Raw genomic sequence first — 23,849 nt, 5'->3', positions numbered from 1 at the left:
GATGGATTTTTTTATGCTATTTTTACTCTTTTAAGCTAGTGGAAAGTTACTATTTACTTTACTTATTCTATCATGATATTCTATAACTCGCGTAGAAGAAATAAAGCCTATTTCTTTAACAAGGTTACATGTAGAATATCGCTGACTTTTATATCTATATTCATCCAGCCATTTATCGAGAACATTTTGCTGTTCATATGTACGATCAGGAAAAATAATTCTAGGTAATTTTTGTTCGACACGATTAGGTTTTGGGGTTAATCTTGCCCGATAGCAATTTTGTTTTTCACACATGTAATTGTAGAGTCGGTCACCGTTAAAATCTTTTAAAATGGATTTAGTCTCTATGCTTCTCACGGGATAATGAAATCCACTTACTAAAACGCGATAACCTTTATAAGTTTCATAAATTCTAAAACCCAACTGACTATAAACACTCTTTGCAGCAGCTTTTTCTATTCCTGCTAGCATAAAATCTTTATTTGTTTTACCACGTCTGAAAAAGATTTTCATGAAGCTTAACTTGTAACTATCTACATCTATAAACATGGTATCTGTAGAATTGAGAACCTGTGCACCATACCTATTACGTGTTATAATATTATTACTGTCTATTTTTTCTATGATTTCCTCCCTAATATCGACCTCATAACTAGGGTCGTTATTAAATACTCTATTTATTTTCTCCTGAATCTTAGCAGCTGCTTTATCGAGTCTTTGTTCTGCATCTTCTCTAGCATGCTCTATAGAAATATCTGACCCACCATAAACAGTTGATTCCTGTGTAAAATCATCTATATGTAAAACTCTAGAGGCAGTTGCCCAATATTTGAATATTCTCATGAAGTAACCATTAACTTTAAATACGGTGACTATAAAATTGTATAGACCATAATCAAATTTAATAAAAATGAGACTTTGTAAGATAGATTTTGAAATGTATTCGCTTTCGCGAAAGCGGAACACTTATCAAAAAAGTAATTTAACTAAAAAGCCATCTCTTATTGAGATGGCTTTTTCACGCTTTAGCAAATTTGAAAGCAATTTATAAAAAATTAGTAATAAGTAAAACGTCTTACTTTTGCGATATATTTAGCCAGTCTAATCACCTGGTGGCTATATCCATATTCATTATCATACCATACATAAACTATTGCATTTTTTCCATCTGGACCTACTATAGTTGCGTTAGAGTCATAAATAGACGGTGCGTTAGAACCTATAATGTCACTAGAAACTAGCTCGTTATCAATAGAATACTTGATTTGTTCCACTAGATCACCTTCTAGAGCATATTTCTTAATGGTAGCATTAAGAGCGTCCTTAGAGGTGGCAGTTTCTAATTCTAGATTAAGAATTGCAAGAGAACCATTAGGTACAGGAACACGTATAGCGTTAGAGGTAAGTTTACCTTCAAAAGAAGGTAATGCCTTGCTTACTGCTTTTCCAGCACCAGTTTCTGTAATAACCATATTAAGTGCCGCAGCGCGTCCACGACGGTACTTACTATGCATGTTATCTACTAGATTTTGATCATTAGTATATGCATGTATCGTTTCTAAATGTCCTTTTACAACACCAAAACTGTCTTCTATCGCCTTTAAAACAGGCGTTATAGCATTAGTCGTACAACTTGCTGCAGAAAATATATCTACTTGATCAGGGTTGTTCTCTAACTGGTTAACACCGTGTACTATATTAGGAATACCTTTTCCTGGTGCAGTAAGTAGTACTTTATGTGCACCTTTTGCCTCTAGATGGCGGGCTAGTGCCACGTCGTCTCTAAAAGCACCAGTATTATCTATAATAAGAGCATCGTTAATACCGTATGCTGTATAATCTATGTCTTCTGGCGCGTTTGCGCTTATTACTTTTACAGTCGTCCCGTTAACAATAAGAGACTCTTGTTCTAGGTCATAGCTTACCGTACCAGAAAAATCTCCATGTACACTATCTTGTGCAAGAAGAGAAGCACGTTTTTCAAGAACAGATTCTGTAATAGCGCCACGAGTTACTATGGCACGTAGTCTTAACTGGCTGCCTTTTCCAGCCTTGCTCATTAACTCTCTAGCAAGTAAACGGCCTATTCTACCAAAACCATAAAGCACCACGTCCTTAGGAGTGATTTCTTCAGTTTTTTGTGCGTCACCCAGTTTACTCATGACAAAAGCCATGGCATCCTGCATCTCGTTTTCTTCTAGATGGTATTCATAAGTAAGTTTACCTATGTCTAGTTTAGAAGGTGGTAAGTCTAGAGATAGAATAGCTTGTGCGATCTCCACACTATCAAAAACCGAAATAGGTTTTTGTACAAATTCACCAGCATACTCATGTAGGTTGATGATCTCGCTTACGTTTCTATCAATAAGCTGATTTCTAAATAGTACCAGTTCTATAGAACGGTCATACCATAGGTCGCTTACGACTTTAATAAATGCAACAGCTGCACGTCGCCTGTCAGTTTGAAAAGCGAGCTCTTTTTCATAAGTATCTACTTGGTTACTCATAAATGTGGGTTTAGTGTGTTTAATTTTTTGCAAAAGTAATAATACTATAACGTTATAGTAGAATTTATTTCGACTTATTTATGTGTTTTGTTTAATTTATTTATTGATTTGTGATGGTTATAGATTCGCTTTCGCGAAAGCGGAACTCATAAAACTGCTCTTAACTACCATAAAAGTTGATTATTTATAATTTTATTACTCTCGCTATTTCTTAAAAATACAATTTTTTCAATAAAAATTATTGTTACCTAAGATTCTTATGTATGTTTGTACCTAAGAAACTTAGGTATGTCAAATAACAAATTATACAGAGGTAGTTTAACCACTATAATCATGCGCCTGCTAGAGCAAGAAGGGAAGATGTATGGTTATGAAATTACTCAAAGAGTAAAAGAATTAACTAACGGTACAATGGATGTTAAAGAAGGAGCTCTTTATCCTTCTTTACATAAATTACAATCTGAAGGTCATTTAAAAGTAGAAGCAGAGAAAGTCGAGAATCGTGTTAGAAAATATTATTCCCTCACCCCACAAGGTGAAAAAGAGGCTGTGAATATGATGCAAGAATTAAAGGAATATATGGAGAATATGCAGGCTATTATTAACCCTAAACTATCATTTTAATGAATAAATTAACTCAAGAACATATAGAAGAGTTATTTGCATTTACTCAAAAACATTATGTAGAATGGTATGATCTTCAATCAGAGTTGGTTGATCATCTAGCAAATGGAATAGAATATCAATGGGAAGAAAACCCAGATCTAAGTTTTGAAAAAGCGCTACAGATAGAGTTTAAAAAATTTGGCGTGTTCGGATTTATGGATGTGGTAGAAGAACGCCAGAAATCATTAGGTAAGAAGTACTCTAAACTAATATGGAAACATACCTTAGAGTTTTTTAAGTTACCTAAAATCTTATTGCTTATTTTATTTAGCGTAGCAACTTTCTATCTATTGAGATTAATAAGTGTCTCTGCAGATTATTTGAGTGCGGTAATAGTAATTCTATTTATTGGCTATTTTATTAAACTATCTGTTTCTTATTTTAGAGAGAGAAAAAGAAGTCAAGAAAGTGATGAGAAGAAATGGCTGTTTAAAGATATCATTATGCAGCATGGAGCAGGTTTTGGTTTAGGGTTAATACCTATTCATTTTTTTAATATGCTTATTCCCAATACAAATTCATTTGCAAGCATGAATCTTTGGGTTGTAAGAATCATTAGTTTTCTATTTGTGTTGATGTGTGTCATGTTATACGTTATGCAAGTGGTTATACCTAAAAAGATGGAAGAATACCTAGAAGAAACCTATCCAGAATATAAACTAGTAGCATAAAAAAAATCTCCAAATAACTAAGTAGCTATCTGGAGATTTTGCATTTTTAAACTTAAACTTAAACTTAAACTTAAACTTAAACTTAAACTTAAACTTAAACTTAAACTTAAACTTAAACTTAATCCAGCGTATATCTAAAACGTTCTATTTCACCAGCGCTGTTTTTCATTTGAATCAATAGCGTCGCATTAGGATTAACACTTCTCAATACATTTTGTACGTCATCTATATTTGTAACTTCTGTATCATTGATTTTGGTGATAACATAATCTCTCATATCATACCTTGCGAGACCTCCAGTAGTGCGTTCTATTTTTACACCTTCTTTAATTTTATACTTGCTACGATCTGATTTAGTTAAGTTACGTAAATCCATTTCTATAGATGGAATACTAACCGTATTGTTTTTAGTCAGCTCTATATTTATTTGACTTATTTTTCCATCTCTAATAATATTTGCCACTACTACATCGCCAGGATTTTTACTAGTTACATAACCAGTAAGCTCAGAGAATTTTGTGATCTTAATATTATCTATCATAGTAATGACATCACCTTTGCGCAGTCCTGCATTAAACGCACCACTATCTTCTACTACGTCAGATACTATAATTCCTTCACTTTCATCTATACCTAATTCGTCTGCAATGTTGCCGTTAAGGTCACCACCACGTATACCTAGCATTCCTTTTTGTACAAAACCGAATTCTATAATGTCATTAATGATTTTACGAGCATTATTAGATGGCACCGCAAATGAGTATCCTACATAAGAACCAGTTTTAGACGCGATAGCTGTATTAATTCCTATCAACTCTCCATTAGTATTAACCAGCGCACCACCAGAATTACCTGGATTTACAGCAGCATCAGTTTGAATAAAACTTTGCTGGTTAGCATCAGTCGCATCGAGATCACGACCTTTGGCACTTACTATTCCTGCGGTTACTGTACTAGTAAGGTTAAAAGGATTACCTACTGCAAGAACCCATTCTCCTATTTTAGTCTGGTCAGAATCGCCAAAAACAATATATGGCAAGGCCTCGTCTGTCTCTATTTTTAATAAAGCGATATCACTATTAGGTTCTGTACCTATCAGTTTTGCTTTATAGGTTTTGTTATTATTTAAAGTCACTTCAAGTTCGCGAGCGTTATCAATAACATGATTATTAGTCACTATATAACCATCTTCAGTAATAATGACACCACTACCAGTTCCTATCGCTTCTCTATAAGGTACACGTCCATTTCTTAAATCAGACCAGGACTGTCTTACTCTGGCAACCGTTTTGTTTTTTACGTGTACCACGGCGTGTACAGTTTTTTCAGCAGCTTCTGTAAAATCTACACCTGCTATAGATGTTGCGTTTACATAATTTACTGGGCTTATGGGTACAGGGTTTTCTCCTGTAGTTGCTTGTTCTGTATATATAGATTTTTGAAAATTTTCTTCAAAAAAGAATTTATAAGATCCTAAAACAACCGCGCCACCTAGGACGGCTATCCCTAATGTTTTGATAAATGATTTCATGTGCAATTTGTTTATTTATATCTATAACCTAAAATTACATATAGAATTGTGTTTAAAAAATAGGTTTAACGCTGTTTAACATTAAGAGAATTGAATGACTTGCTGTATTTTTGCAAGAATGAAAACGATCACATTCTACAAGTATCAAGGAACAGGTAACGACTTTGTTATCCTAGATAATCGCGACTTACATTTTGATAAAACAGACACTAAACTTATTGAGAAGCTTTGCGATCGTAAATTTGGTATAGGAGCAGACGGTTTAATGCTGTTAGAAAACCACGATACGTTAGACTTTACCATGGTTTATTATAATGCAGACGGTAACGAGAGCTCTATGTGTGGTAATGGTGGTCGCTGTCTAGTTAGTTTTGCACAACACTTAGGCATCGTAAAAGATACCGCAAGTTTTGAGGCTACAGACGGTTTACATCATGCTCATTTATTTGATAATGGAGAGGTAAGTTTACAAATGACAGATGTGCCTGTGGTACAAGTCTTTGATGGACATATTTTCACTAACACAGGTTCACCGCACCATGTTCAATTAACTGATAACATAGATCATACAGATGTTTTTACACAAGGTAGGCACCTGCGTAATGATCTTTATGGAAAAGAAGGTGCAAACATAAATTTTGTAGAACCACAAGGTGGTAACGTATTTAAAGTACGCACCTATGAGCGTGGAGTAGAAGATGAGACTCTAAGTTGTGGTACAGGTGTTACAGCAGTAGCTCTTGCCATGCATAACACACAACAAACACAAAATAACGAGGTGTCACTTCTTACACCTGGCGGTACTTTAAAAGTGAAATACCAGCCATCTCCTCAAGGATATACTGATATATGGTTAACCGGTCCTGCAACGCAAGTTTTTAAAGGAGCGATAGCCGTATGATGTTAAAAAACGATTTATGTGAGTTGAGGGCAGTAGATCCAGAAGATCTAGATTTTATCTATGCATTAGAGAACAATCCAGAGCTATGGGAATTCGGTCATACCATAACTCCTTATTCTAAATTTACCATTAGAGAATATCTAGAAAATGCGCACCGCGATATTTATGAGGTAAAACAATTACGTCTCGCCATTTGCAATTTAAATAATGAAATTAAAGGAGTTGTAGATCTTTATGATTTTGACCCTTATCATAAACGTGCAGGAGTAGGTATAATTATCTCTCAAGAGTCAGACCGTGCACGTGGTCTAGCTACTTCTGGACTAGAACTCATGATAAATTATGCTTTTAAACACCTTAGATTACATCAATTATATGCGAGTATAAGTGAGGATAATCTAGCCAGTCGCAAATTGTTTGAAAAGTTACGCTTTCGCGAAAGCGGAATAAAAAAAGACTGGATCGCCACAGAAAAATCATATAAAAACGAACACCTTTACCAACTGATCAATGAATAAGAATTATAAAAAAATCATCCTAGGTATTGTACTCGTGGGACTGGTAATTATGGGCATTTTTGCTTATAATATTTACTCAATATTATTCGGTTCTAACACTAATTTTGAAACGGAAACCTATGAGGTTTTTATCCCTAGTGATGCAGATTATAATACCGCATTTCTTATTATAGCAGATGCTGTAAAGGATCGTGACAACTTACACACCACAGCAGTTAAAAAGAAATATAACGAGAATATAAAATCTGGTAGATTTTTGATTAAAAAAGGTTCTAGCAATAACGATATTATAAATACCGTGCGCAGTCAGAACATGCCTATTAAGGTCACTTTTAATAATCAAGAACGTGTAGAAAACCTTGCAGGACGTCTATCACAACAAATAGAACCGGATAGCCTGACTTTACTTAAGGCTATGAAAGATCCAGTATTTTTAAAAGAAAATGGACTGGATGAAAATACAGCTTTGAGTATCTATTTACCTAATTCTTATGAGACCTACTGGAATACGAGTGCAGAGCGTTTTAGAGATAAAATGCTGTCTTACCACAAACAATTCTGGACGGCAGAAAAACTTGCAAAAGCAAAAAAGCTAGATCTATCACCTAGTGAAGTGTACACGCTTGCTTCTATAGTACAAAAAGAAACTGCCAAAGTAGACGAAATGCCTAGAGTAGCAGGTGTTTACCTTAATCGACTTGCGAGAGGTATAAAACTCGATGCAGATCCTACGGTTATATATGCAAAGAAAAAATCTGAAAATGATTTTGAACAACAAATTAAGCAAGTGCTTTATGTACATCTAGAAATAGATAATCCATACAATACGTATAGATATTCTAGCCTGCCTCCAGGTCCTATAGTTACTCCAGATTTAACTGCGATCAATGCGGTACTCAATCCAGAAAAGCACGACTACTTATATTTTGTAGCAAATGTTGAGAATTTTGGATATCATAAATTTGCCAAAACTCTTGCGCAACACAATCGTAATGCTGCGGCTTATAGAAGGTGGATAGCAAAGAATAATAGATAGAGTTAATACCATGCAATCGATTGATTAATAGCGCTTCATATTCCATTAAGTAGTGCTAGATGTTATTATTTGTTAATTTTAAATGCATTTCTACTAGATCTGTAAAGATTTCGTTTATCCTTTGTTACTTAAATCTCGTGTTATATAGATGACTGACCTCATTTCTATCGTTTAAAAGACTAACGACCGCTTAAAATGTCTTTTTTTAAGGATATAGTGCCTTAAATCAGTTCTTTAACATCGATCTAACAAATAAGCGAGATAGTGTCGTAAATTTGCGCCGCGTTATAGAAAGGTGTGACAGTAACCTTTCGGAAACAAAATTTATGAGATCACAATATGTGAATTTTATTGCTTATCCAGCAGTGTTGTTGATGAGCTTTTCGGCTTTTAAATATATAAAGTCCGATTCTTCAAATAGCAACTCTGAAAAAGCTGCTGTAAAAGAGGTTTTAGAAATGGGACCTTTTGAAGAAACAGAAAACGAAGAAAAGAGTGAAGACTTGAATCTACGAGACTACTCGCTGGCTACGTCCAGTGCAGATAGTTTTATTTCATTCAAGGAAGCACTAGCTTTTAAAGAATCTAGAGGTCAACACTGGCGTGTAAATACTTTAGGTTACATGGGTAAGTACCAGTTCGGTGCTGTCACGCTTAGACATTTTGGTGTAACAGATACTACTGCTTTTTTAAAGTCAGTAAGGTTACAAGAAAGAGTCTTTATTCAAAATTTACGATACAACCATAAGATTTTGAAACCTTATATAGAGAAATATGAGGGAAAAACTATTGCTGGTGTAGAAGTAACAGAGAGCGGTATTCTTGCTGCTGCACATTTATCTGGACCAGGTGGTGTGAAGAAATTTCTTAAATCAAATGGACGCAAGAGTAATAGAGACGCTTATGGTAGCTCTACAAGATCTTATATGAAAAAATTCGGTGGTTATGATTTAAGTAAAGTGCTTAAAGTAACGAGAGCCTAATACTTTTAAATTTATAGAATCCCTTAATATAATAAGCCTTGTGAAGTTCATTTCACAAGGCTTTATTTTTTTTAGTATAATCTATCTAATTTTTGATAACAGCTGTTCAATTCGTTGTATTCAATAAATGTCTTTAACAAATAAGCAATAACCTTTTCTCTCCGTTTTTTTCTTTTGGAGCACGATGTACGCAAGGTAGGACTTTGCTCTCAGGATGATCTATAGCTAATCTGTATAGGTTACCTAATTCTAATTTTACAGGTTGTGATTCAGGTGTTTCTTGATAATGTAGGTCAAAGAAATTGTCACTTAAAAAGGTTTCAAAATCTTCTTCTGATTTGTCGTGTAATTTTTTAAGTTCCTCGCGTATTTCTGGAATCTGGATTTTTTGTACGGCTTGTGAATTGGGTACTATTTCACTTGATGCGCCATAATAGGTGCACAAAATAGTGTCTACTGGTATAGGAGAACGATCTACATGAAAAGAGTACACATCTGTTGGGAAGGGTGGATAACTATCGTCTCTATCGTAGAACTCAATTAGGTTAAGAGTAGGAGATGTGCCCAGATCTTTTAAGGTCTTTAAATCTTCTAAAAGTATGTTACGAGCCAGTTGCCCTTGCTCACTTAGTTGAAGTGCTAATAGATTATCTGGTAGAATCTCGACTATGTTCTCATTTGATTCTAACTTGCTAACGATCTCAGAAAAATCACCTACTAAATCACGATTCCAGCAAATCGCATTCATTTTTTTATGAAAGGAAGCACTTATAAAGTCTTCAAAATTACTAACGCAATGAATTTGATTCTCTTTATGAGGTATGTTTTTCATAATTTATTAATAGAAACTAGTTTTAGATAGATGTAAACATAAACATTAGAAGGGTGGTTTATATCTAATAGATACATATTAGATTAAAAAATTAGAGTTACTGTACTATGATAAGTGCTTTTAAGAAATGTAGTTTTACCTGTTGTTTTATTGCTTAGGCATTATAGCGTATAGTTAATTTTCACAGGATATTTTTCACCATATACTTCTCCAAATCCAATAATTCTAATATAATTGTTTTTCACATAAACCTCGCCAACAAACATTCCGTGTTCACCAAAGTAAAGCCCAATTTCAGAATCTAAATGATTGTTTTCTGTGATTAAACTTTGCATATTTTTTGATAAATTAAGGTTTCTAATATATAATTCTGGAGGATATATGAAGTCTTTGAATTCAAAATCATCATTTTCTTCAAGAGTTTCAAAACGTTCATTGTTTCCAACAAATGTGAAGTCAATCACTTTATTTTTATCATATTCAATTACACATTTAGATTTTTCTAAATAGAAATTATTCTGTCCGATAAGAAATTCTTGTTTCAATTCCATTTTTTTTATGGTCTTAAGCTTACAATAGTAACTTCTTACACAACTACTTTATTTTTTAACGTGAGGAGTTGATACACTGAAAATATGACCAGTACAATTGCGATAATTACTAATACCATTTTAGGTTCTGGTCTAGCAATAAATTCCAAGCCTAATGCTGTTATCATGGTGATCAATAAAAATGCATAGGCAAACATTCCAACTTTTATTTTATGAGTAATCGCAAAATATAGAATAAGTATCGCCATACTTAATTCTGATATTCCAGTAAAGATCATGAAGAATTCTGCATCTAAAGGAATGACTTTTTCAAATTGTTTAAATCCTGCCACGCTTGTAGGCTGTCCTAATAACTTAGGAATCGCAAAAAATGTCATAGCTAGAATAGATAATATATTAATGGATTTTGAGGTTATATTTTTCATTATTATTTGTTTTTATATTAATTGTTTGTGTAATATGATGCTAAGCTAAACAATCGTTTAGTTATAAAAGATGTTTTATCTTAATTTTAGCACTATTAAACATTGTAGTAGCAACATATGAAAGCCTTGTGAAAACAAATTCACAAGGCTTTTAAAATTATTCTAGAACGTGCGCTATCTGTTTATTTCTCTTTCTTTTCTATATTTTGTAATTGTATACTTAATGCTTTGGTAGAAATTTGAACCTCTATAAAAGATAATATCAATGAGATCATCAAAGCAATAAGGCTCAAACCAAAAACGATATTGGCTATAAAACTCTGTTCAATATAAATAAGCAACATAGTTGTCACCGCTAGTAAAAAGCTAAAAATAGCAACCGCCTGCATGTTTTTTATGAGCGTTAATCGTTTGCTTAATTTTTCAACTTGTAATCTTATAGTTTCTGATGAGTTTTCTTCATATTGACCATGTAAATTTCTTATTAACGTAGCAATTACCAGATATCTAGCGTTATATGCTAGCATGGTTAGTGAAATCGCTGGAAATAATAGTGCTGGTATACTAAGGGATAGCTCCATGACTTTTAAGCTTATTAATATTAATAATTCCTATTGCCGAATATGGCACTACCTATGCGTACCATAGTAGAGCCCTCTTCTAGAGCTATTTTATAATCACCAGTCATACCCATAGATAATTCTGTAAATTCATGTCTAGAATCTAACAAGTTTTCTGTTTTAATTTTATTAAAAGTAGCAGCTAGACTTTTAAATTCTGCACGCACTTGGTTTTCATTATCGGTAAAAGTAGCCATTCCCATGAGGCCTTTAATTTGAATGTTTTCATATTCTTTAAAAGCAGCATCGTTTAAAAGAGTAATCAACTCTTGCTCATCAAAACCAAATTTTGATTCTTCTTGAGCAATATGCACTTGTAATAAACAATTAATGACACGATCGTTATTCTTAGCCTGTTTATTAATTTCTTTAAGCAATCTAGGTGAGTCTACACTGTGAATTAAGTGAACATAAGGCGCCATATATTTCACCTTATTTCGTTGTGTGTGACCTATCATGTGCCACTCAATATCTTTGGGTAGCGTTTCCCATTTTTCGGTCATTTCTTGAATCTTATTCTCACCAAAAATGCGTTGACCAACTTCATAAGCCTCTTCTAGATCACTTATAGGTTTGGTTTTACTTACTGCTACTAGAGTAGCTTTTGGTTGCACGCTTTCGCGAAAGCGTAACAGAGATTCTTTAATTGTGCTCATGTTTAAAATTCATAAATTATCAAACCACTAGGTAGTTTGGGGCGTATATACGTACTCTTGGGCGGCATTCTCAAATCTGCATCGGCTATGGATTTCATTTGCTCTACCGTAGTAGGAAATAAGCCGAAACCAACTTTGAATTCTCTTTTATCCACACGTTCTTTCATGTGCATTAAGTCATGTTTTCCATAACTGTACTGTATGCGACTGTCTGTGCGTAAATCTTTAATACCCAAAATAGGATCTAAAATAAGATCATACAACAACTGCGGATCTAGATCCTGCAAAGGAGTCAACTCTTTTAAAAGTCCTTTACGCAAATAAAGACTGTAAAACTCTCCATCTAGATACATGCTAAAATGGTGTTTCTTAGAAGGTCTATAGAGTTCTAAACCGCGATTTTGTATTCTAAAATGTTGATCGAGTTTCATGAGAAACTCTTGCTTATTAAGACCATTAAGATCTTTTATCTGTCTGTTAAATTCGTAAATGTTAAGCTGACTTTCTGCTATGAGAAGACTCATGAAAAATTTATAACTCTCTTTTTCATCGCCCATTTCTTGTGCCAGTAGGCTAGAACTAGCGCTGCGGTGGTGACCGTCTGCAATGTAAAGTTGTGAGAGTTCTTTAAATTCTTTTTCTATCTTTTCTATTAATTGAGGATTTATAACCGGCCATATTTTATGCGAGTTAAAATCTGTGGTAGAAAAATGTTGATCTGGAGCAGTAGTTTTAACTTCGGCTATTAGTTGATTGATCTCAGATCTATCTTCATAGGTAAGTAAAACAGGCTCTGCATTAAAACCAGCGGCCTTTAAATAATTTTTAAAGAGATTTTCTTTTAAACTTAAAGTATCCTCATGCTTTTTAATTTTATTATTAAGGTAATCATCTGTGCTCGTACCAGCTATGATACCAGTATAACTGTGATGCGGATCTATGTTTTCATAAATGTAAAAAGCAGCCTTTTCATCTTCTAATAGATATCCTTCTTCTTTGAATTCTAAATATCTATTTCTAACGAGACTGTACCGGTCCAGTCCAGTTATCTCTTGATTAAATTTATAACCAGGATTTAAAATTTGTAAAAAGCTGTAAGGATTGTACTTGAGCTGCGCCTTAAGTTCTTTCTTACCATAATCTTGATAAGTGCGCGATATTACATGCGCAACCTTATCTGCGGTAGCTCGTACTCCTTTAAATGGTTTTATTGTGGGCATTATTTACAACTTAGATTCAGTAGATTTAATCCTGACTATTTTTTTATTCACAATACTTGTTTCATCATGTTTGATACGAGATGAGAAAATTACGTCTGCCCTTTTATATTCTTTAAAATTAATAATTTCATTTTCTAAAATATGGAGTGCTTTATTCCCTAAAGAAACGACTGTGGAGTCGGATAGATTATTAACTGAACCTTCATTTAAATTGATGTTTAGATAATGGAATTTTTTATTATTTTCAAAAGAATAACCTTTACTAATAGAGACGTCTTTATTAGACTTCATAAATAATTGTCCAATTTCTTTAAGCATATGATTCTTATCAACTTTGTAAATAGTGACACCATCAAAATCATCCTTATTTTGTGAATAGTTATCGAGTTTATCACAAGAGTTAAAACTTAAAACAATACAAATTAAAATTACAATTCTTCTCATTTTCTAATTATTTAAAACTAGCACTTACAACCTCTGCTTTTCTAGAAGTAGAGTAGTCGTAGAAACCTTCTCCAGATTTCACACCTTTTTTACCAGCCATAACCATATTAACTAACAGTGGACATGGTGCATATTTAGGATTTTTAAATCCGTCGTGCATCACGTTAAGAATAGAAAGACAAACGTCTAGACCTATAAAATCTGCTAGTTGTAATGGACCCATAGGGTGTGCCATACCTAATTTCATTACTGTGTCTATTTCTTCTACACCAGCCACACCATTATAAAGTGTTTCAATAGCCTCGTTAATCATAGGCATTAATATACGGTTTGCTACAAAACCTGGATAATCATTAACCTCTGTAGGTGTTTTACCCAGCTGCTTAGAAAGTTCCATGATGGTCTTAGTAACCTCGTCACTAGTAGAATAACCTCTTATGATTTCTACCAGTTTCATAATAGGCACTGGATTCATAAAGTGCATTCCTATTACTTTTTCTGGACGTTTTGTTACCGCTGCGATTTGAGTAATAGATATAGAAGACGTGTTAGTAGATAGAATACAATTTGCTGGAGCAAATTCATCCATATCACCAAATATTTTTAGTTTCAGGTTCACATTTTCAGTTGCTGCCTCTACCACTAGATCTGCTTGTGCAACACCAGCTTTTAAATCTAGATAAGAAGTAATATTGCCTAGAGTGGTAGCTTTATCAGCCTCTGTGATACGCTCTTTGGCAATCATGCGATCTAGGTTTTTTGCGATGGTGTTTAAACCTCTATCGATATTTTCTTGAGAAATATCTACTAGAGCAACCTTAAATCCTGATTGAGCAAATGTGTGTGCGATTCCATTTCCCATGGTTCCTGCACCTATAACTGTAATGTTTTTCATTTTTCTTATTAGTAATAATTACTCTTGTGAAAACATTTAAACCATCACAATATGAAGTAATTAGTTTTTAATTTATGATTATCATCCTGCCTACAATGCAGAATATTTAATTATATTTATAATATCGAGTTACTATCTATAAAGACTTAAACTCTTTAATTATTTTTAAAGCTACATCTAGTGCTGCAGTACCATCTTCTAGGTTAACGATAGGTCTGGTATCATTTTCTATAGCGTCTGCAAAGGTTTCTAATTCATCTAGAATGGCGTTATTATCTGCTACATCTGGATTGTCAAAATAGATTTGTTTTTTGATTCCTTCGGCATTTTGTAAAATCATATCAAAATCTCCTGGAACTTCTGGAGCATTTTTCATGCGTACCACTTCTACCTTTTTAGTTAAAAAATCTACCGATATGTAAGCGTCTTTTTGGAAAAAGCGGGCTTTACGCATTTGTTTTAAACTGATGCGGCTGGCAGTAAGATTTGCCACACATCCATTTTCAAACTCTATACGCGCGTTTGCGATATCTGGAGTTTCAGAGATTACAGAAACTCCACTAGCGCTCACATTCTTAACTGGGCTGTTTACCACACTAAGAATAGCATCTATATCATGTATCATTAAATCTAGTACCACACTTACATCTGTACCGCGAGGATTAAACTCTGCTAGGCGATGTGTTTCAATAAACATAGGACTTTCTATGCGATCACTTACCGATCTAAATGCTGGGTTAAAACGTTCTACTTGTCCAACTTGACCTTTTAGGTTCCGCTTTCGCGAAAGCGAGATCAATTCATTTGCTTCTTCTACGGTTACAGTAATCGGTTTTTCTATGAATAAATGTTTTCCTGCCTCTAGAACTTTTACACCACTTTGATGATGGTAAGAAGTAGGAGTGACTACGTCTATCATATCGCAAGCAGCGATTAACTCATCAATGTCAGAAAAATATTTGTAACCTAAATCTGCCTCTATTTGTGCAGCGTGCTCAGGATTTGCATCATAAAAACCTACCAAATCATAGCGCTCGCTTTGTTGTAATAATTTAAGGTGAATTTTACCTAGGTGACCAGCACCGAGAACTCCTGCTTTAAGCATAGTAATTGCGTTTTTGTAAAAATAGGGAAATGATTGTTAAATAAAAATGAGTAAACAGAATCTTATCCCATTTAATTGACAATCTTTTGTTGAAAAATAGTTGGACTTTTTCAATTGAAAATAGAATGTAGGAAACTATTTTTGACCCTATCAAAGATAATTACATACATAAAGGAAAACGACGCCAGCTGGTAGAGTTGATGCGTTCAAAGGGAATAACTGATGAGTCTGTTCTAGATGCGATGAATAAAGTACCTAGACACTTATTTCTAGACAGTTCATTCTTAGAGCATGCTTACCAGAATAAGGCTTTTCCTATAGGAGCAGACCAGACGATATCGCACCCATATACGGTTGCTTTTCAAAGTCAGTTACTGCAATTAAAACCAGGAGATAAGGTTCTAGAAATAGGAACAGGTAGTGGTTATCAATGTGCTGTACTGTTAGAAATGAAAGCTCAAATTTATACGATAGAGCGACAGAATGAACTGTACAAGAAAACCAATTTACTTTTTAGAAAACTGAATTACCGACCTAGGAAATACGTTTTTGGCGATGGTTACAAAGGACTGCCAGAAGAGGCTCCTTTTGATTCTATTATCGTTACTTGTGGAGCACCAGAAATACCTCAAACATTATTAAGCCAACTAAAAATAGGAGGTAGGCTAGTGATTCCAGTAGGTAGTGACCCACAAATTATGACTTTAATTATTAGAGAAAGCGCAACAGACTTTTCAAAGGAAACCTTTGGCGAGTTTAGATTTGTACCATTTTTAGGTGGTAAGAATTAAAATTTTAGAGTAATCATTATTATCGTGTTATTTTACTACGTTTTTCTTAAGTAAAATTTATGAAAAGGAACCTGTCGTTTGTGATATCTGTTTGATACATTACCGCTGGGCTTAGTGATACACCTTTTTATGAAAAACATATTTTTAATAGTAATAGGTGGTTTGTTTTTAACCTCTTGTAGCAGTTTACAATACCGTTTAAATGATGAAGAAATAACAACCTCCTTTTCTAAGATAGACGCTCTATCTCATATCTCTTATGTAGCTATAGATAGTCTAGACCTTAATGTGCGTATTCAAAGTGTTACAAAAGAAGATAATGATATCAATCTCGTTTTTTTACACGGTTCTCCTAGTTCGCTAAGTGCCTGGAGACGTTATCTTAAAGATAGTTTATTGTACAACAAGGCAAACCTACATGCTATAGACAGACCAGGTTATGGGTATTCTAACTTTGGTGAGTCATTAACTTCTATAGATACGCAAGCCAAGGTCATGAATGAAGTAGTAAGTTCTCTTAATTTAAAAAATATGATTGTAATAGGCGCTTCTTATGGAGGACCACTAGCTGCAAGATTATCTTTAGAAAATGAAAACGTAAAAGGTGTGATGATGGTATCGCCAGCCATAGATCCAGATAATGAACAAAGAGTATGGCAGTCTGACCTTACACAATACTGGTTAACGCGCTGGTTAGTGCCTACCGGCTATCATGTTGCTGGAGATGAGAAAACCACGCATGCACAAGAACTTGCTTTAATAGAAAAAGATTGGGAAAAAGTGACTGTTCCTATCATGCACATACATGGAGATAAAGATGATCTTGTCCCTTATATAAATGTGTCATATACAGAACGTGTTTTTCCTAATATAGAGATTATCACCATACCTAATACAGGTCATGAAATTTCATGGGGACGACCTGAATTAGTTAAGCCTTATATTATAGAATTCATGAAACGTATAAAGAGAGATTAAGATATCGATTACCTCTCTTTAACAGCTTTTTCTTCTTGTTATTTACTAGCCTTATTTACTTTATGGCTAGCTTTTTTAAACCATACTTCGGCATAACTACCGTTTTCATACTGTTTTTTTAAATCGCCATTATAAATGTCAGACCCTGTATTCCATACGATGTTTTTTTCAGGGTCCTTTCCATTAGCTTGATTGTAAGCACCTTGTTTAAAATACTGAATTTCTCCTGCATAAGAATGTGCCATCTCTGTGCCGTCTCTACCTATAGAGGCATACAGTGTCGTTATTTGTTTAGGGAGATCTTCTTTGGCAGCAAATTCTGTATGTAGTAAGTCCTTAGAAAAATTAACCGTTTCGTGTCCTGGACTGGTAAAAGTAAGTTCCATAATACCGTCTGAGACATTTATTACATAGCTGAATTCTTCACCTAATTCTATCCCATCTGCCGGTTCTTCTGGTGCTGTATTTGATTCTGGACCTACTACAGACATGTCATAACCCCATACCGCAGTAGAATAATCCCATCTTTTTGAATTATCATCTTTGGTATTGATTTCATAATTCCAAAAAACAGAACCCTTAGTATGGCCAGGGAATTTTTTGTAAAATATTTTAATAGGTTCATTCTCGTTTCCTTCTTTACTGTGTATTTGACCTACCACGACAGAATAGGCTGCTGCAACTCTAGCATCTCCGTTAGTAGATACGTGTGTTACTTTTAAGGTGCCAGATAATTGACCTCCATTTTCTGGAATCCACTCATCCTTAAGGCGCAATTCAGACCTGGTATTGCTAGAGTTTTTTGTCGTGCCGCCCGAGTTCGGTGTTTTATAAACTATCCAATCTTCACCATCATTTACCGTATAAAAATAATCTTCATGAGTAAAATCTTTGATATCCTTAATATAATCTCCGTTACCTAGAGTAATGGTACTTTCTTCTATGATAGATAACACCTCGCTAGGTGATTTATATGTAGAGTATTCAGAATTATTTTGGTCTTTCTCTTCAGATTTACAGTTTATTAAGATCAAGCTATTGAGAAGTAGCACTGTATAGATTAGATTTCTTTTTAATTTCATTTGTTGTGGTGTTTAAGCTCTAGTAGTAATGAGTAAAGTTGTTTTTTAAGCTAAGAATGTATAAAGCAAGGAGGCTTTTTTTTGTTCCGCTTTCGCGAAAGCGAGATCAATATCAAACTATTACTTTAATTTTCTTCTTCTTTTTCAGGAAAAAAATCATTTAATAATCTTCTATTCAAAGCTACAAATAGAATTAATAAAAAAGCTCATAAATTCATGTTTGTGAATCTATGAGCTTTAAATCTATAAAAGATTTTGTTTTTTATAATTGTGCTACAACTTCTATAGCTACATCTGGCCATGTTTTACCATTGTGCAATTCTTTACATGCTTCATGAATAGCGTCAAATGATTTTGTAGCATTAAAGTCTTCTATCATGTCGATAGTACCATTAATAGTTAACTTATTTTCTACTAGTGTATACGTAAATGGAATTACTTTTTCTACTTCATTGAAGTTCAATGTAACATCTACAGTACCATTGTTAAATGTACCGAATTCACCATTAAACGTAGGGTTTACTAGGTTTTTAAAGAAAAACTCTACTAGTTTAGGATCACGTATTTCATTTTTTGAATTAACAGAAAGTCCGTCTATTTTAAATGCAGCACCGGCTAGTACTTCTTCAGCATTATTAGATGCTTTATTACCAGTAACTTTAATTGTGTCAAAGGTACCTGAAACTCCTACTTTTTGGGGTGTTTTATAAGCTGTCCATGTTAAAGTAGTCTGGTCAGATTTATAGTTATAGGTAGTCTCTGTTGTTTTTTCTGTAGCGACTTCTTCAGTTGCTTTTTCTTCTTTTTTTTCTGTACAAGAGAATGTTAAACCTGCAACGAATAGTAATAGGGCAATTTTTTTCATTTTATCTTACTTTATTTTAATTCTGTTTATTAATCTTTAATCACTTATTAAGAAATGTATTAAAGTCGTAATAAGTGCTGGTTCAGTAAATTAATAGATCTAAAGACCTGTTTTATTATAAGAGCTGTACTTTCTTTAATTATAGACTGTGAAGTTAGTGATTTTAGAGATAATCATTACTTTGTTTTTAGTTTTAGTGATGTGTACTTAGAAAAAAATGAGAATGTGTATCTCTTATTTAAGACGTGTGAAAAAGTTGTTTTTTGATTTGATAAAAAATCAATAAACCCCTGTATTTTGGGATGTTTTTGAGTAATGCAATACCTACATTTGTGCATGCTTTTTAGGCCCAAATACATACTAGCTTTATTCTTTTTATGCTATGCATCACTATGTATGGGGCAACTAACTGATTATAGTGTTGAAACAGAGGATGAAATAGTAGATAAGTTGTTTTATTACTATAATAATGGCGAGGATAATAAGGCATATAAAGAAGCACATCGTGCTCTTAAAAACTTTAAGTTTAAAAAGTCGATTACTAATACTCATTTGCTGCTGGCTTATTACCATAACAAATATGTAAGTACAGATTCTTCTATCTATTATACGTATGAAGCGCTTAAGGGCAAGAATACAGTTAGCGATTCTTTAGGTATACGGCTCACTATATTATCTTATCAATTACTGGCTTTAAATAATAAAAATAAAGGTTTATATCAGGAAAGTAAAAACTGGCATATTAAGGGTGCTCAATTAAGTGAAAAGTATAAAGAAACTAATCTTTACTATTCTCATTTACATGGACTAGCTAGTACTTATGTTACATTAGGAAAAAATGAAGAGGCACTAGACCTATTAAAAAAATGTATAAAATTTTCTAATGATGAAGAGATTATTTTAGGCAGCTACATCAATTTAGGTTCGATTTATTCTTCTCTGTCCCAATATGAAATCTCTAATACCTATTTACAGAAAGCAAAAGCCATTTGTGAGAAAGAGGATTTTAGAAAACAGGCACTAGTTAATGTGATCATTAATATAGGTGATAACCATATCAATAGAGGAGAAATAGATAAGGCACTTACAGCTTATTATGACGCAAAGGATATTAGTTTTAAAAATAGATTTTCTGATATCGAGCTTATTGCTCTTGGTAAAATAGGAACCATTTTATACGATCAAAAAAATGATAGTCAGGCATCTTTAATTTTTTCTAGCGCACTAGTTAAGTCTATGAATTTAGGTAATCTAGACATAGAAATGAATAGCTATTTAATGTTAGAGAAATTAATGGCTAGAAAAGGTGATTATAGAAATGCCTATAATTATGGTAAAATGTATCAGAAAATCAAAGACTCTATAGATAATTCCATAACCGAAAAACAACTGAATAGACTAGAGGTGAGGTTTAAAACTCTAGAAAAAGAAAAAACGATCAAGTTATTAAAAATTGAAAACCTAAATAAGAGTTTAAATTTAAAGAACAAAGATGCAGATTTAGAAAAGATTAAACTGCAACAATCCATTATTGCAAAACAAAATGAGAATCAAGTTTTACAGCTACAAAATGGTGTAGAGCGCCGTAAAAATGAAATTATTTTACTTAAGGAAAAGGAGGCCTTAAAGGCAGTAGAATTAGATAGAGAGAAGACTATCAAATATGTAGTGCTTGCTGCATTTTTTATTTTATTGGTTCCTATTTTTGGATTGTTAATTAACTATTATCAAAAACTACAAGCTCAAAGTTTATTAAACTTAAAAGAGAAAGAAATAAATGAGCAACAGGTACTTTCATTAAAAAAAGACCAAGAAATTAAATTGATTAAAGCAGCGGTAAGAGGGCAAGATCAAGAACGTAAGAAGATAGCACAAGAGATGCATGATAGTGTAGGTGGTAATCTAGCGGCTATTAAATTACAGTTTAGCCAGCTATCTAATCACCCAGATAAATTAAAGTTAATTTACAGCCAGCTAGATGATACTTATGAGCAGGTAAGAAATTTATCTCATAATTTATTACCTAAAAAAATAAGAGAAAACGACTTTGTATTTTTAGTTAAAGAATACATCAACAAGGTGGAAGAAGCCAGTGAAATAACTTTTAATATATCTTTTTTTGACGAAGAAAAGATTAATAAGTTGAATAAGGTTTTACAAAATGAAATGTTCTCTATTTTTCAAGAATTAACTACCAACACGCTTAAATATGCTCAGGCAAAAACAATAGATATACAACTAGACCTTTTAAATGAGTCCTTATTCTTTGTTTATGAAGATGACGGTGTTGGTTTTGATATCGCTATGACCACATTAGGTATAGGATTAACAAATATTAAGAATAGAGTAGAAAACTATAACGGAATTTTACATATAGATTCTCAACCTAATAGAGGTGTGAATATCAATATAGAGATTCCTTTTAAAGAAGAAAGAAATGAAGCATAATCTTATTATAGCTGACGATCATAAAATGTTTTTAGATGGTTTATTAAGCATTCTTAAAACAGAGAGTAATTATAACATCTTATATACAGGAAAACACGGTGGTCATGTTCAAAAGTATATGACTATTAATAAAGACGAAAAGATAGATCTGGTTATTACAGATGTTACCATGCCAGAAGTAGATGGTATAGCATTAAATAAGTGGATTAAAAAAACATCGAGTACGGTAAAAACTCTAGTCGTGAGTATGCATAACACTCCAGATATTATCGACGAGCTTATTGAGAGTAATGTAGATGGTTATTTACAGAAAAATGCACAAAAAGAAGAATTCTTAAAAGCTATAGAAACTATTCTAAGTGGCGAAAAGTACTTCTCAAAAGAGATTAAAGATATCTATCTTAAAAATAAATTTGAAAAAAATAAAGATCAAGAAATAAAACTGACTAAAAGAGAAGTAGAAGTCATTTCCTTGATTGCTGAAGAATATACAACCCAAGAGATAGCAGATAAGCTCTTTTTAAGTAAACACACCATAGAAAGTTACCGCAAGAATCTAATTACTAAACTGAATGTAAGAAACCTAGCAGGATTGACTAAATATGCTATTAAAAAAGGTTACGTTTCTTAAAAAAGACATTCATACTATATCCTATTATAAAAAGAGTTCTATATCATTTGTAGAGCTCTTTTCTATTTCTATATGGTTTTAAATACTGGTATTTAGAGTGATAGATTAATGCGATCAATTCATCAAAATATAAAAAATTATGTTTTTCCATTTAATCCAAATTTAAAATGGATTTTATAATCGGTAATCGTAAATAAATATAATTTTAAGCTATTGTTTTACAAGCTGTTATGTTAAAACACCCTGTTTTCAGGGTATACGTTTTCACTTAATAAGGGGTTATTTAAACTGTAGTAGCAACATAAATTTGCAGAAGAAATATGAGAGACATCAACTTAAAATAAACCAGATGTTTCAATTATAAAACAAACAAATTTAACCTTAAAAACAAACATTATGATTTTCGGAATTACACTAATCTTATTAAGCATCATCGCAGTACCATCTTTGTTATTATCAAAAAAACCTAATGCCAAAGAACTTTTAGAAAAAATAGAGCCTTACCAAGGATGGATAGGTATGATCTTTTGCTTTTATGGTATATGGGGAATTATTTTTTCTATTTTAAACCTAGGTTGGATTTCTACATTCCCTATCTGGTGGGTAACATTACTAGCAGGTAGTATAGTAGAAGCTGTTTTAGGATTCATGTTAGGATTTAGCCTTATTAACAAATACGTATTATCTAAAAACGAAGCTGCTAAGGAAAAAGCAAATGCTTTAAGAGCAAAACTAGCACCTAAACAAGGTAAGTTAGGTATAGTAGGAATATTTGTAGGTGCATGGATGATAGTTGCTTCTATCTTATTCTTTTAAGAACAAAATAAACAATTTTTCTTATGAAAAAGCTCCTATACATAATAGCCTTATTGCTTGCCATTATAGCAAACTCTCAAGAAAAAGAAAACACCATTACAGTAATCGGTGAAACTGATAAAAATTTAGTCGATGAGAACTATGTAGTTCTCATCGCACTACAACAAGTATTAGTTTATGAAGGCTCTGCAGAGGTAGAAGCTACCTCATTAAAAGTGGTAAAACAAAACGTAATTAAAAAACTTAAAGACCTAGACATTGATTTTAATAGGTTTAAAAGAAATACCTATTACGAGTTTTCTATGGCTTATAGCCAGAACAGGGAATCAGCATATTATTTTTTAAAAACCTCTAATAAAGAAGAGGTAAGAAAGATATTAAATCTGAAGTCTGCAGGAATGTCTATTGCAAATATCGAGGTAGAAACAACAGCGTTAACAGATCAAGACCTAGTAGATCTTTCTGTAAAAGCTATTGCAAACGCAAGAGAAAGAGCAACAGCCATCGCTGGAAAAATGAATAAGTCGATAGGTGAAATTGTGAGTATAACAGATCAAAATACAAACTCACAATATTTACAAAGCTATGGTACAACGACCTTACAGCCACATAGCGTTACTGTAACCTTTGAATTAAATTAAAATAACGAGTGTCCTAATAATTAACAAATTAACTAA

At 33.0% G+C, this 23,849-nt stretch carries 26 protein-coding genes; 12 read left to right on the top strand and 14 right to left on the bottom strand.

Annotation, left to right across the window (positions count from 1 at the left end):
- Window positions 1-30: 30 nt before the first annotated feature.
- The gene (locus ACJJVJ_RS04460) at window positions 31-843 is read right to left on the bottom strand and encodes a hypothetical protein (RefSeq protein ID WP_405369300.1); all 813 of its coding nucleotides are present in this window, start codon (window positions 841-843) and stop codon (window positions 31-33) included.
- A gap of 212 nt (window positions 844-1,055) precedes the next feature.
- A complete protein-coding gene (locus tag ACJJVJ_RS04455) occupies window positions 1,056-2,507 on the bottom strand; it encodes a glyceraldehyde-3-phosphate dehydrogenase (protein ID WP_104516757.1) in 1,452 nt (483 codons plus the stop codon).
- A gap of 288 nt (window positions 2,508-2,795) precedes the next feature.
- Between ACJJVJ_RS04455 and ACJJVJ_RS04450 the strand changes: the two genes are divergently transcribed.
- Window positions 2,796-3,131, top strand: a complete 336-nt coding sequence (locus tag ACJJVJ_RS04450; RefSeq protein WP_104516756.1) for a PadR family transcriptional regulator — start codon at window positions 2,796-2,798, stop codon at window positions 3,129-3,131.
- Window positions 3,131-3,844 (top strand): hypothetical protein, encoded by a 714-nt coding sequence (locus ACJJVJ_RS04445; protein ID WP_405369299.1) that lies wholly within the window; start codon window positions 3,131-3,133, stop codon window positions 3,842-3,844. Before ACJJVJ_RS04450 ends, ACJJVJ_RS04445 begins: the two co-directional genes overlap by 1 nt.
- A 118-nt stretch (window positions 3,845-3,962) precedes the next feature.
- On the opposite strand, the gene ACJJVJ_RS04440 is transcribed toward ACJJVJ_RS04445, so the two are convergent.
- Window positions 3,963-5,375, bottom strand: a complete 1,413-nt coding sequence (locus ACJJVJ_RS04440; protein ID WP_405369298.1) for a trypsin-like peptidase domain-containing protein — start codon at window positions 5,373-5,375, stop codon at window positions 3,963-3,965.
- A gap of 118 nt (window positions 5,376-5,493) precedes the next feature.
- Between ACJJVJ_RS04440 and dapF the strand changes: the two genes are divergently transcribed.
- The 4 genes from dapF to ACJJVJ_RS04420 all read left to right on the top strand — a co-directional run bounded on the left by dapF (window position 5,494) and on the right by ACJJVJ_RS04420 (window position 8,813).
- The gene (gene dapF, locus ACJJVJ_RS04435) at window positions 5,494-6,276 is read left to right on the top strand and encodes a diaminopimelate epimerase (RefSeq protein ID WP_405369297.1); all 783 of its coding nucleotides are present in this window, start codon (window positions 5,494-5,496) and stop codon (window positions 6,274-6,276) included.
- Window positions 6,273-6,794: a GNAT family N-acetyltransferase gene (locus ACJJVJ_RS04430; RefSeq protein WP_405369296.1), complete on the top strand. Its 522-nt coding sequence runs from the start codon at window positions 6,273-6,275 to the stop codon at window positions 6,792-6,794. The genes dapF and ACJJVJ_RS04430 overlap by 4 nt, the downstream gene beginning before the upstream one ends.
- Window positions 6,787-7,830: an endolytic transglycosylase MltG gene (mltG, locus tag ACJJVJ_RS04425; RefSeq protein WP_405369295.1), complete on the top strand. Its 1,044-nt coding sequence runs from the start codon at window positions 6,787-6,789 to the stop codon at window positions 7,828-7,830. Before ACJJVJ_RS04430 ends, mltG begins: the two co-directional genes overlap by 8 nt.
- A gap of 326 nt (window positions 7,831-8,156) precedes the next feature.
- Window positions 8,157-8,813: a peptidoglycan-binding protein LysM gene (locus ACJJVJ_RS04420; RefSeq protein WP_405369294.1), complete on the top strand. Its 657-nt coding sequence runs from the start codon at window positions 8,157-8,159 to the stop codon at window positions 8,811-8,813.
- Window positions 8,814-8,946: 133 nt separating this feature from the next.
- Here the strand turns inward: ACJJVJ_RS04420 and ACJJVJ_RS04415 are convergent, their stop codons facing one another.
- The 9 genes from ACJJVJ_RS04415 to ACJJVJ_RS04375 form a co-directional block, all read right to left on the bottom strand.
- Window positions 8,947-9,645 (bottom strand): hypothetical protein, encoded by a 699-nt coding sequence (locus tag ACJJVJ_RS04415; protein WP_405369293.1) that lies wholly within the window; start codon window positions 9,643-9,645, stop codon window positions 8,947-8,949.
- 161 nt (window positions 9,646-9,806) lie between these two features.
- Entirely contained in the window at window positions 9,807-10,190 is a 384-nt protein-coding gene (locus ACJJVJ_RS04410; RefSeq protein WP_405369292.1) for a hypothetical protein, read from the bottom strand.
- 41 nt (window positions 10,191-10,231) lie between these two features.
- Window positions 10,232-10,621: a hypothetical protein gene (locus ACJJVJ_RS04405; protein ID WP_405369291.1), complete on the bottom strand. Its 390-nt coding sequence runs from the start codon at window positions 10,619-10,621 to the stop codon at window positions 10,232-10,234.
- Window positions 10,622-10,803: 182 nt separating this feature from the next.
- Window positions 10,804-11,202 carry a DUF2721 domain-containing protein gene (locus ACJJVJ_RS04400; RefSeq protein ID WP_405369290.1) on the bottom strand — a complete coding sequence of 133 codons (399 nt, stop codon included), beginning with the start codon at window positions 11,200-11,202 and terminating at the stop codon, window positions 10,804-10,806.
- A gap of 20 nt (window positions 11,203-11,222) precedes the next feature.
- On the bottom strand, window positions 11,223-11,897 hold the full coding sequence (locus tag ACJJVJ_RS04395; protein ID WP_405369289.1) for a YggS family pyridoxal phosphate-dependent enzyme: 675 nt from the start codon (window positions 11,895-11,897) through the stop codon (window positions 11,223-11,225).
- A gap of 2 nt (window positions 11,898-11,899) precedes the next feature.
- Window positions 11,900-13,117 carry a DUF1015 domain-containing protein gene (locus ACJJVJ_RS04390; protein ID WP_405369288.1) on the bottom strand — a complete coding sequence of 406 codons (1,218 nt, stop codon included), beginning with the start codon at window positions 13,115-13,117 and terminating at the stop codon, window positions 11,900-11,902.
- Between the two features lie 3 nt (window positions 13,118-13,120).
- Entirely contained in the window at window positions 13,121-13,561 is a 441-nt protein-coding gene (locus tag ACJJVJ_RS04385; protein WP_405369287.1) for a hypothetical protein, read from the bottom strand.
- Window positions 13,562-13,568: 7 nt separating this feature from the next.
- Window positions 13,569-14,456, bottom strand: coding sequence for a 3-hydroxyacyl-CoA dehydrogenase family protein (locus tag ACJJVJ_RS04380; RefSeq protein WP_405369286.1), 888 nt, complete (start codon window positions 14,454-14,456; stop codon window positions 13,569-13,571).
- Window positions 14,457-14,592: 136 nt separating this feature from the next.
- Window positions 14,593-15,561: a Gfo/Idh/MocA family protein gene (locus tag ACJJVJ_RS04375; protein ID WP_405369285.1), complete on the bottom strand. Its 969-nt coding sequence runs from the start codon at window positions 15,559-15,561 to the stop codon at window positions 14,593-14,595.
- A gap of 149 nt (window positions 15,562-15,710) precedes the next feature.
- Between ACJJVJ_RS04375 and ACJJVJ_RS04370 the strand changes: the two genes are divergently transcribed.
- Together ACJJVJ_RS04370 and ACJJVJ_RS04365 are read left to right on the top strand one after the other, a co-directional pair.
- Entirely contained in the window at window positions 15,711-16,352 is a 642-nt protein-coding gene (locus ACJJVJ_RS04370; RefSeq protein WP_405371227.1) for a protein-L-isoaspartate(D-aspartate) O-methyltransferase, read from the top strand.
- A gap of 129 nt (window positions 16,353-16,481) precedes the next feature.
- Entirely contained in the window at window positions 16,482-17,330 is an 849-nt protein-coding gene (locus ACJJVJ_RS04365) for an alpha/beta fold hydrolase (protein WP_405369283.1), read from the top strand.
- A gap of 38 nt (window positions 17,331-17,368) precedes the next feature.
- Here ACJJVJ_RS04365 and ACJJVJ_RS04360 read toward each other — a convergent pair whose 3' ends face one another.
- Both ACJJVJ_RS04360 and ACJJVJ_RS04355 read right to left on the bottom strand, forming a co-directional pair.
- Entirely contained in the window at window positions 17,369-18,412 is a 1,044-nt protein-coding gene (locus ACJJVJ_RS04360; RefSeq protein ID WP_405369281.1) for a polysaccharide lyase family 7 protein, read from the bottom strand.
- A gap of 262 nt (window positions 18,413-18,674) precedes the next feature.
- The gene (locus tag ACJJVJ_RS04355) at window positions 18,675-19,277 is read right to left on the bottom strand and encodes a YceI family protein (protein ID WP_104516738.1); all 603 of its coding nucleotides are present in this window, start codon (window positions 19,275-19,277) and stop codon (window positions 18,675-18,677) included.
- 396 nt (window positions 19,278-19,673) lie between these two features.
- Here ACJJVJ_RS04355 and ACJJVJ_RS04350 point away from each other — a divergent pair, with 396 nt between their 5' ends.
- The 4 genes from ACJJVJ_RS04350 (at window position 19,674) to ACJJVJ_RS04335 (ending at window position 23,813) form a co-directional block, all read left to right on the top strand.
- On the top strand, window positions 19,674-21,725 hold the full coding sequence (locus tag ACJJVJ_RS04350) for a tetratricopeptide repeat protein (protein ID WP_405369279.1): 2,052 nt from the start codon (window positions 19,674-19,676) through the stop codon (window positions 21,723-21,725).
- Complete coding sequence (locus tag ACJJVJ_RS04345; protein WP_405369277.1) at window positions 21,715-22,356, top strand: response regulator; 642 nt, start codon at window positions 21,715-21,717, stop codon at window positions 22,354-22,356. The genes ACJJVJ_RS04350 and ACJJVJ_RS04345 overlap by 11 nt, the downstream gene beginning before the upstream one ends.
- Before the next feature lie 396 nt (window positions 22,357-22,752).
- Window positions 22,753-23,172: a hypothetical protein gene (locus ACJJVJ_RS04340; RefSeq protein ID WP_348115399.1), complete on the top strand. Its 420-nt coding sequence runs from the start codon at window positions 22,753-22,755 to the stop codon at window positions 23,170-23,172.
- Window positions 23,173-23,195: 23 nt separating this feature from the next.
- Window positions 23,196-23,813, top strand: coding sequence for an SIMPL domain-containing protein (locus tag ACJJVJ_RS04335; protein WP_405369274.1), 618 nt, complete (start codon window positions 23,196-23,198; stop codon window positions 23,811-23,813).
- The last annotated feature ends 36 nt before the right edge of the window (window positions 23,814-23,849 follow it).

Origin of the sequence: Nonlabens sp. Asnod2-A12, from assembly GCF_045063745.1 — a bacterium.
Taxonomy (GTDB): domain Bacteria; phylum Bacteroidota; class Bacteroidia; order Flavobacteriales; family Flavobacteriaceae; genus Nonlabens; species Nonlabens xylanidelens.
Note: the sequence above shows the minus strand (reverse complement) of the source record. Positions and strands in the feature narration are given on the sequence as shown.

Bases quoted from the DNA above. Each gene is read 5' to 3' on its own strand.
- ACJJVJ_RS04460 (WP_405369300.1), bottom strand. From the start codon at position 843: ATGAGAATATTCAAATATTGGGCAACTGCCTCTAGAGTTTTACATATA.
- ACJJVJ_RS04455 (WP_104516757.1), bottom strand. From the start codon at position 2,507: ATGAGTAACCAAGTAGATACTTATGAAAAAGAGCTCGCTTTTCAAACT.
- ACJJVJ_RS04450 (WP_104516756.1), top strand. From the start codon at position 2,796: ATGTCAAATAACAAATTATACAGAGGTAGTTTAACCACTATAATCATG.
- ACJJVJ_RS04445 (WP_405369299.1), top strand. From the start codon at position 3,131: ATGAATAAATTAACTCAAGAACATATAGAAGAGTTATTTGCATTTACT.
- ACJJVJ_RS04440 (WP_405369298.1), bottom strand. From the start codon at position 5,375: ATGAAATCATTTATCAAAACATTAGGGATAGCCGTCCTAGGTGGCGCG.
- dapF (WP_405369297.1), top strand. From the start codon at position 5,494: ATGAAAACGATCACATTCTACAAGTATCAAGGAACAGGTAACGACTTT.
- ACJJVJ_RS04430 (WP_405369296.1), top strand. From the start codon at position 6,273: ATGATGTTAAAAAACGATTTATGTGAGTTGAGGGCAGTAGATCCAGAA.
- mltG (WP_405369295.1), top strand. From the start codon at position 6,787: ATGAATAAGAATTATAAAAAAATCATCCTAGGTATTGTACTCGTGGGA.
- ACJJVJ_RS04420 (WP_405369294.1), top strand. From the start codon at position 8,157: ATGAGATCACAATATGTGAATTTTATTGCTTATCCAGCAGTGTTGTTG.
- ACJJVJ_RS04415 (WP_405369293.1), bottom strand. From the start codon at position 9,645: ATGAAAAACATACCTCATAAAGAGAATCAAATTCATTGCGTTAGTAAT.
- ACJJVJ_RS04405 (WP_405369291.1), bottom strand. From the start codon at position 10,621: ATGAAAAATATAACCTCAAAATCCATTAATATATTATCTATTCTAGCT.
- ACJJVJ_RS04400 (WP_405369290.1), bottom strand. From the start codon at position 11,202: ATGGAGCTATCCCTTAGTATACCAGCACTATTATTTCCAGCGATTTCA.
- ACJJVJ_RS04395 (WP_405369289.1), bottom strand. From the start codon at position 11,897: ATGAGCACAATTAAAGAATCTCTGTTACGCTTTCGCGAAAGCGTGCAA.
- ACJJVJ_RS04390 (WP_405369288.1), bottom strand. From the start codon at position 13,117: ATGCCCACAATAAAACCATTTAAAGGAGTACGAGCTACCGCAGATAAG.
- ACJJVJ_RS04385 (WP_405369287.1), bottom strand. From the start codon at position 13,561: ATGAGAAGAATTGTAATTTTAATTTGTATTGTTTTAAGTTTTAACTCT.
- ACJJVJ_RS04380 (WP_405369286.1), bottom strand. From the start codon at position 14,456: ATGAAAAACATTACAGTTATAGGTGCAGGAACCATGGGAAATGGAATC.
- ACJJVJ_RS04375 (WP_405369285.1), bottom strand. From the start codon at position 15,561: ATGCTTAAAGCAGGAGTTCTCGGTGCTGGTCACCTAGGTAAAATTCAC.
- ACJJVJ_RS04365 (WP_405369283.1), top strand. From the start codon at position 16,482: ATGAAAAACATATTTTTAATAGTAATAGGTGGTTTGTTTTTAACCTCT.
- ACJJVJ_RS04360 (WP_405369281.1), bottom strand. From the start codon at position 18,412: ATGAAATTAAAAAGAAATCTAATCTATACAGTGCTACTTCTCAATAGC.
- ACJJVJ_RS04355 (WP_104516738.1), bottom strand. From the start codon at position 19,277: ATGAAAAAAATTGCCCTATTACTATTCGTTGCAGGTTTAACATTCTCT.
- ACJJVJ_RS04350 (WP_405369279.1), top strand. From the start codon at position 19,674: ATGGGGCAACTAACTGATTATAGTGTTGAAACAGAGGATGAAATAGTA.
- ACJJVJ_RS04345 (WP_405369277.1), top strand. From the start codon at position 21,715: ATGAAGCATAATCTTATTATAGCTGACGATCATAAAATGTTTTTAGAT.
- ACJJVJ_RS04340 (WP_348115399.1), top strand. From the start codon at position 22,753: ATGATTTTCGGAATTACACTAATCTTATTAAGCATCATCGCAGTACCA.
- ACJJVJ_RS04335 (WP_405369274.1), top strand. From the start codon at position 23,196: ATGAAAAAGCTCCTATACATAATAGCCTTATTGCTTGCCATTATAGCA.